This window comes from Candidatus Cloacimonadota bacterium (assembly GCA_011372345.1).
In the GTDB taxonomy this organism is placed as follows: Bacteria; Cloacimonadota; Cloacimonadia; order Cloacimonadales; family TCS61; genus DRTC01.
On sequence record DRTC01000237.1, the window covers coordinates 1 to 6636 of the forward strand.

Genomic DNA, 6636 nt, shown 5'->3' on the forward strand with positions numbered 1-6636 from the left:
CCATTTCTATTGGGAACACACAGTAAAATCGCTTTGGAAGTAACTCTTGTCAATTCTTCGAGAAAAAGAGACAAATCTTTAACAAACCATAAAGCGGAAAAATTCCAACTTAAATCAAAACTTTTATCAGGGAAAGACAGCTTTTGATAATCTTGCGAAAAGTGAGTATTAACTCCTAAATTCACTTTTTCCCAGATTTTTTTGATCAGCTCGATTCTCTCTTTTTCATGATCAACGAGAGAAATCGAATAACCATTCCGAGCAAGATTCATGCTGTTGATCCCGGAAATTCCAGTGAATCCAAAAGAAGGGACTTCTAAAATTGATTTTACCTGAAAATGCTTACAAACAAGTTCGAGTTTTTTATTCAGGATCACTCGTTCATAAGAAGAACCGAGACCTTCATCAAAACTTGAGAAATAATTTTTCCAGTTATTTAAAATCGGGATAGCCATTATTTATCATTTACTTTGTAAGACTTTTATACCAATTCGTAACGACCTTAAAATTGGGAATAGTTTCAATTTGTTTTAAAGAAAGTTCGTTATAGGAATTGTTCGTATCATAAAACCAGCTTTTAGAAATTAATTCAAAACGGGAAATCCAGGTTTCGTTTTTCAAAATCCGGGAGATAGTTTCTCCATATTGGAAAAACTTCTTATTTATGATTTTCTTGGGAGGAAATTCTTTTCCCTTTAGTTCATTGCTGATAAAATTCACCAATTCCCGTAATTTAACAGGCTTTTTATCAGCGATGTTGTAAGCAGTACCGGGTATAATATTGGATTCTATCAGCTTGGCAAAAGCTTGTGAGAGCAGTTCGACACTCGTTAAATGGATCATAACATTTTTATCAGGGATGAACATCAAACTTTTATCGATCAGTTTTGTCAGCGTAAAAGGAAAACCAAAATCTCCGATCCCATAAGTAATTGCAGGTCGGATGATCACTGCGTTCAGACCTTGCAGAACATATTTCTGGAGAAGAGCTTCCGCCTGAATTTTTGTATAATGATAATAATTGTCATTCCTTCGTTCCGTCTGATTGTTTGCAGGAAGTTCGTTTGGAATAGCCCCGAAAACTCCGACAGATGAGCAGAAAATGAACCTACAATTATTTTTTAGAGCATTGATGAGAAGCTGCTCCGTAGCATTTACATTGACCTCGAAGTAAGTCTGTTTGGGAAATTTTCTGCCGCCGCGGATTGCTCCGATATGAACGATACAGTCAAAAGAATTTTGTTTGAGAAAATCCCTCAATTTTGGAATATCAGCAAGGTCTATTGCTGCGAAATTGATTTTTTTTTCAAATTCTTCAATTCTATCGAGATCTGTCGAAGGTCTGATCAGAGCGGTTATCTTCCTATTTTTCTGGATCAACCGGCGTGCTACATTTTTTCCAATGAAACCGCTGATACCAGTTATTAATATACTGTTGATCATCTGATTTTTATTATATTTTCCTTAAATCTTCCTCTCTTTTAAAATGCTCACTTGTGAGATTTGAGAAGGTCGGAGGGAGTTAATTATCGATCATTTAAAGATTTTTTTTATCAATTTTTCAAATATATTTAATTGTTCAGGATAATTTCTTTCCTCTTTTTCCATATAAAAAAAATCGATCTTTTCGTTATTCAATACTTTTCTCGGATTGATTTCAGTTAAGAGAGTAGTCAGAGATTCATCAAATTCATTATTGATCTCTGCAATCGCTTTTGGTAAAACATATTCCTCCGAATGACAGTGATTATCGGAAGCAAGAAAATGAGCAAATCCGTTTTCCAGCATTTGCCAGGCTGTGTCCTGAACCTGTTTTCCATTGTTTCCAATAATACTTCCTGCATTCAATTGCAGATAAACATTACGGAACATCAGATCTTCGGCTACTCCGATATTGCGAATGACATTATTATATCTTTCCGGATGAGCCATGATCGGTCTATAACCTTTTCTGACAAGATGATACAAAGTTTCCAGGAGATCATCCGGGAATATTGTCATGCTCGTTTCCACCAGGATGTATTTTGTATTTCCAATAAATAGATTTTCTTTTTCAATATCAGCAATGATCTTGCTGTCTAAATAGACTTCAGCAGCTTTATGCGGATTAATTGTCAGATTTTCTTTTAAAATCGTTTTTTGCAGAAGATCGAATCTATTTTCAATAATATCAGCAGAATTATGATATAAATTCCTTAAAAAATGAGGAGTCAGGAGAACATCCGTTACACCTGCATCCTGCATCATTTTCAGGTTTTTGATGGATGTTTCAATATCGGGTGAGCCATCGTCACAGTCAGGTAAAATATGAGTATGAATATCGATCATTTTCGTTTGATAGACTGGACAGCATCTGCAAATTCTTTGATCAGCTTCGAATCCGGATTCTTTTCCAGAACATTTCCTGTTACAACAAAATCTGCACCGGCTTCTGCTTTTTGAGCTGCGATTTCGGTTTCTTTGATACCACCTCCGACGATCAAGGGCAAAGACACATTTTCTTTGATCGCAGTTATCATTTCATTACTGATGGGATTTTTTGCTCCGCTTCCTGAATCCGTATAAATGAGTTTCATCCCAAGATATTGACCTGCAAGAGCATGAGCAACAGCAATATCATTTTTGGAATGCGGAATGGGGAAACTATTGCTCATAAACTGAACCGATGTACTATTTCCGGATTCGATCAGCATATAAGCTGTGCCAATCGCTTCCAGGTTATAATGTTTAATCAGAGGAGCAGCCCGGACATGTTCTCCGATCAGGAGTTGCGGATTTCGACTGGTTATCAATGACAAATAAAGAATTGCGTCTGCATAAGGAGAAATACAATGAAAAATTCCAGGGAAAATGATAACCGGAATCCGAACATTTTCTTTGATCGCTTTCAAATTTTCATCAAAATTATTATTTATCATCATACTGCCGCCAACCAGAATACCATCGACACCATTTTCTTCGAAAAGTCTGGCATCTGAAATAGCGGTTTTTTTATCTAATTTGTCAGGATCCATCAGGCATAGATAATTCGCTCTTTCTTCCGACATCTGCACGAGTTTTTCATAAGTTTTCATAATTATTTCCTAAACCGAAAACAAAAAGGAGGATTAACATATCAATTTTCATCCAGAATGAGATCTTGGACAAGTTTTTTTGCGTGCTACTCTTCCATAAAAGGATAGTAAAAAAAATCAAAGGAAAAGAGCCGATCAGATTCAGCAGGAGAAAAGTTTGGAGAGATAATTTCTGTTTCAAGAACAAGAGCAGGATAAAAAATATGATCAGAATAATTGGAAAAAAAGCAGTTTGAACAGTTTTTTTTATGCCTAATTTAACAGCCATCGTAGTTGCTCCCAATCTTGAATCACCTTCAATGTCTTCCGCATCTTTGATCAATTCCCTGGCAAAAGTATAAAGAAAAGCAAAAATCGTTATGATCAGGCTGTTTTGTAAATTGTTATTGCTTAAACCTCCAAATAAAAAAGTTGAAGCTGCTGCCCAGGAAACAATAAAATTTCCAACCAGGAATTTTTTTTTGAAAATTTTAGCATAAAAAAAGAGAACCAAACTGTTTACAACGACGATTAATATACAAAAATAATTGGTTGTAAAAAAGCTGGAGAAAATTCCTGTAGCCAGTAATAATATTGCAAAAGTAAGAGCAGTTCTCGGTTTCATCCGACCAGAAGGGAGAATTCGTTTCGGTTTATTGATAATATCGATTTTATAATCAAAAAAATCATTAATAACATATCCACCGGCAGCGATCAAAAAAGCAGATAAGACAGCAAAAAAAACAGGATAATAAAAAAAATCGGAACTTTTGTAATATGCTCCAAAAATAACTGTCAAGGCAACAAAAAGGCAATTAAAAGGACGAATTATCTTAAAAAAAGACATAAAAAATTACGGTAACCTGTCTTTGATCATATTGACATATTCAAGGAGAATATCGTTATTTTTCATATTTTTAATCAAGTTATGAGAATCTCGAAGAAGTTTTTCAGCAATTTTTTTTGATTTTTCCAAACCGATCAGGGAAGGATAAGTAGCTTTGTTGTTTCTCAAATCACCTCCGGGAGATTTTCCTAAAACATCAAAACTGCCAACTTCATCCAGGATATCATCGACAACTTGATAAGCCAAGCCGAGATTCAAAGCAAAATTCCCTAAAGTAATGGTAAGATTTTCTTCTGCTCCGAAAAGGACACAGGCAAGTTCGACAGAAGCTTGCAACAATGCTCCTGTTTTTTTTAGATGGATATACCTTAAAACATTTATATTGATCTTCTTTTTTACAGAAAGAATATCGACAGCTTGCCCTCCGATCATTCCGCGAGTTGAAATTGCGTGTGCAAGGATATTTATGCAATTCAAAGCATCTTTTTTATTTTTTATTGTGGTCAGAGTCTCAAAAGCTTTTGTGATCAAAGCATCTCCGCAAAGGATTGCAGTCGGTACACCAAATTTGATATGACAACTTGGTTTTCCTCTTCTTTCGCCGGAATTATCTATGCTTGGAAGGTCATCATGAACAAGAGAAGCAGAATGAACTAATTCCAGAGCGCAAGCTGCCGGAATTAATCTTTCTAATCTGTTAATATTTTTTCTTCCAAGAAGCATTTCATAGGTGGCGAAAAATAATATTGGTCTGAGCCTTTTTCCACCATTCAAAACAGAATATCTCATTGCTTCATGTAATGATGAAGGATATTGTTCAGCGGGAGCTAAAAGTTTATCCAGAACCTCTTCGAGTATTTCTTCTCTACTTTTAAAATATTCCTGAACTAACAAATTATACCTCGATTTTATTTTTTAATGATTATCAAGAATGATCACTTTAGATTTAATACACCTGTAAATTTTCCTTTGTGAAGAAGAGCTAAACGGGCATTATCATTTAATAGAAAATCCAAATAATCTCACCTGCAGCTGCCGGAGAGAATTTGTAAGGTTTAATTAATTTCTGTGAATAGTCTGGATAATCACATTATTTTTTTAATGGAAGAGCAATTTTTTTACCGGTTTTTGCTGATTCATACATAGCCAGGATCAATTCCAGAGATTTCCTGCCTTCTCTTCCATCTGTGTTTGCTTCAGCTTTTCCCTGCAAAGAATCTATCACATTTTTCAGGAAACCGGTATGACCGAAACCATAAATGTTTTCCGGATTTGTGGTTGTCTCATCGATTAATTTATCATCATCGTCGTAATCTTTAAATTCCCAGTGTTCGATTTTGTTTACTGCAATTCCTCCAACCTTAACAGTTCCGGATTCTCCCATGATCGTGATCGAACCTTCCATATTTTTAGGAAAAATATTCATACTGACTTCAATAGAGCCAATAGCGCCATTACGAAAATGTATTATTCCAACTCCCTGATCTTCGGTTTCAATAGAATGATTCATGGTATTAGTAATTGCCATTACGGATTCGACAGGACCCATCATCCATTGGATCAGATCGAAGTAATGTGAAGCCTGATTCATGAATGCTCCACCATCGAACTCCCATGTTCCTCTCCATTTTGCCAGATCATAATAGCTTTGAGGACGAGACCAGCGTACAGTGGCGTTGGCACTGAAAAGTCTTCCAAATCTTTTTTTATCGATTGCTTTTTTTAATAACTGTATGGTTGGATTTAATCTATTTTGTTTTACAACAAATAATTGGACTTTATTCTTATCGCATGCTTTCACTAATGCATCAGCTGATTTTAAGTTGATTGCCATTGGTTTTTCAGTTACAATATGAAGTTTTTGTTCAGCAGCTTGAATTCCCATTTCAGGATGTAAACCACTTGGAGTACAGATCAAAACGGCATCTAATTTTTCATTGGCAAGCATTTTTTCATAACTTCCATAAGCTGATTTGATGTTATATTTCTCGGCAGAATCAACAGCTCGTTGTTTAATGATATCTGCACAGGAAACGATTTCTGCATTGTCCAATTTTGAAATTGCATCAAAATGCTTGGAAGAAATTCTTCCGCAACCAACCAATCCAAAATTTATCTTTTTTTCCATTAATTCTCCTAAAAAAAATCATATCCAAATAATTCACAGCATTTTACCTGTCAATATATTATTTGGTAGCTTTCAGCATAAAAATTGCAGATTTGGAATAAATATCAGGCTTCAGAATTGATAGAATTGACAGTGAAATCTATCTGATTTTAACCTATGGTAAATTTTAATATATGAGTTTGTTGAAAAATTGAAATTGGTCAACAAGTCCCTTTAATGTATTGGAATATAAACAAGTTAGCATCAATAAAAAGGGTTGACAGATAATAAGCCGAGAAATAATTAACTCCCATGATAGCGATGATTTTATAAAAGAGATTATGGAGAGTTTATGTTTCGCGAAACCAGTTCGCAAATTAGTTTTTTCCAACCGGAAATAAGTTATCCTGATGTATTACCGAAAGACGATTGGTGTCACATTTTTCGGGAACAAGTTTATCCTTTAATCGATGAGCAGATGTTTAAACATCTTTATAAAGACAGCAAGTTGGGTGCTCCTAACAAATCTATCAAAACTATGGTTTCCTTATTGATTTTTATGATGCTCGAAACCCTCAACTGGCGTGAAGTCGAAGATATGTTCCAACGCCGGATAGATTGGATGATCG

Annotated in this window: 8 protein-coding genes; 1 reads left to right on the plus strand and 7 read right to left on the minus strand. The window is 35.0% G+C overall.

Annotated elements, in window-relative coordinates; genetic code table 11:
- The 7 genes from ENL20_04550 to ENL20_04580 all read right to left on the minus strand — a co-directional run.
- Window positions 1-455, minus strand: a 455-nt coding sequence (locus tag ENL20_04550; GenBank protein ID HHE37825.1) for a class I SAM-dependent methyltransferase, incomplete at its 3' end; no start/stop codon positions are given.
- Window positions 456-465: 10 nt separating this feature from the next.
- Window positions 466-1443 carry an NAD(P)-dependent oxidoreductase gene (locus ENL20_04555; GenBank protein ID HHE37826.1) on the minus strand — a complete coding sequence of 326 codons (978 nt, stop codon included), beginning with the start codon at window positions 1441-1443 and terminating at the stop codon, window positions 466-468.
- Window positions 1444-1533: 90 nt separating this feature from the next.
- The gene (locus tag ENL20_04560) at window positions 1534-2328 is read right to left on the minus strand and encodes a hypothetical protein (GenBank protein HHE37827.1); all 795 of its coding nucleotides are present in this window, start codon (window positions 2326-2328) and stop codon (window positions 1534-1536) included.
- Entirely contained in the window at window positions 2325-3074 is a 750-nt protein-coding gene (locus ENL20_04565; GenBank protein HHE37828.1) for a geranylgeranylglyceryl/heptaprenylglyceryl phosphate synthase, read from the minus strand. The genes ENL20_04560 and ENL20_04565 overlap by 4 nt, the downstream gene beginning before the upstream one ends.
- Window positions 3061-3900, minus strand: a complete 840-nt coding sequence (locus ENL20_04570; protein HHE37829.1) for a hypothetical protein — start codon at window positions 3898-3900, stop codon at window positions 3061-3063. Before ENL20_04570 ends, ENL20_04565 begins: the two co-directional genes overlap by 14 nt.
- Window positions 3901-3906: 6 nt before the next feature.
- Entirely contained in the window at window positions 3907-4794 is an 888-nt protein-coding gene (locus ENL20_04575; protein HHE37830.1) for a polyprenyl synthetase family protein, read from the minus strand.
- Window positions 4795-4990: 196 nt separating this feature from the next.
- Window positions 4991-6028, minus strand: coding sequence for a Gfo/Idh/MocA family oxidoreductase (locus tag ENL20_04580; protein ID HHE37831.1), 1038 nt, complete (start codon window positions 6026-6028; stop codon window positions 4991-4993).
- A gap of 331 nt (window positions 6029-6359) precedes the next feature.
- Here ENL20_04580 and ENL20_04585 point away from each other — a divergent pair.
- Window positions 6360-6636, plus strand: a 277-nt coding sequence (locus ENL20_04585) for a hypothetical protein (GenBank protein HHE37832.1), incomplete at its 3' end; no start/stop codon positions are given.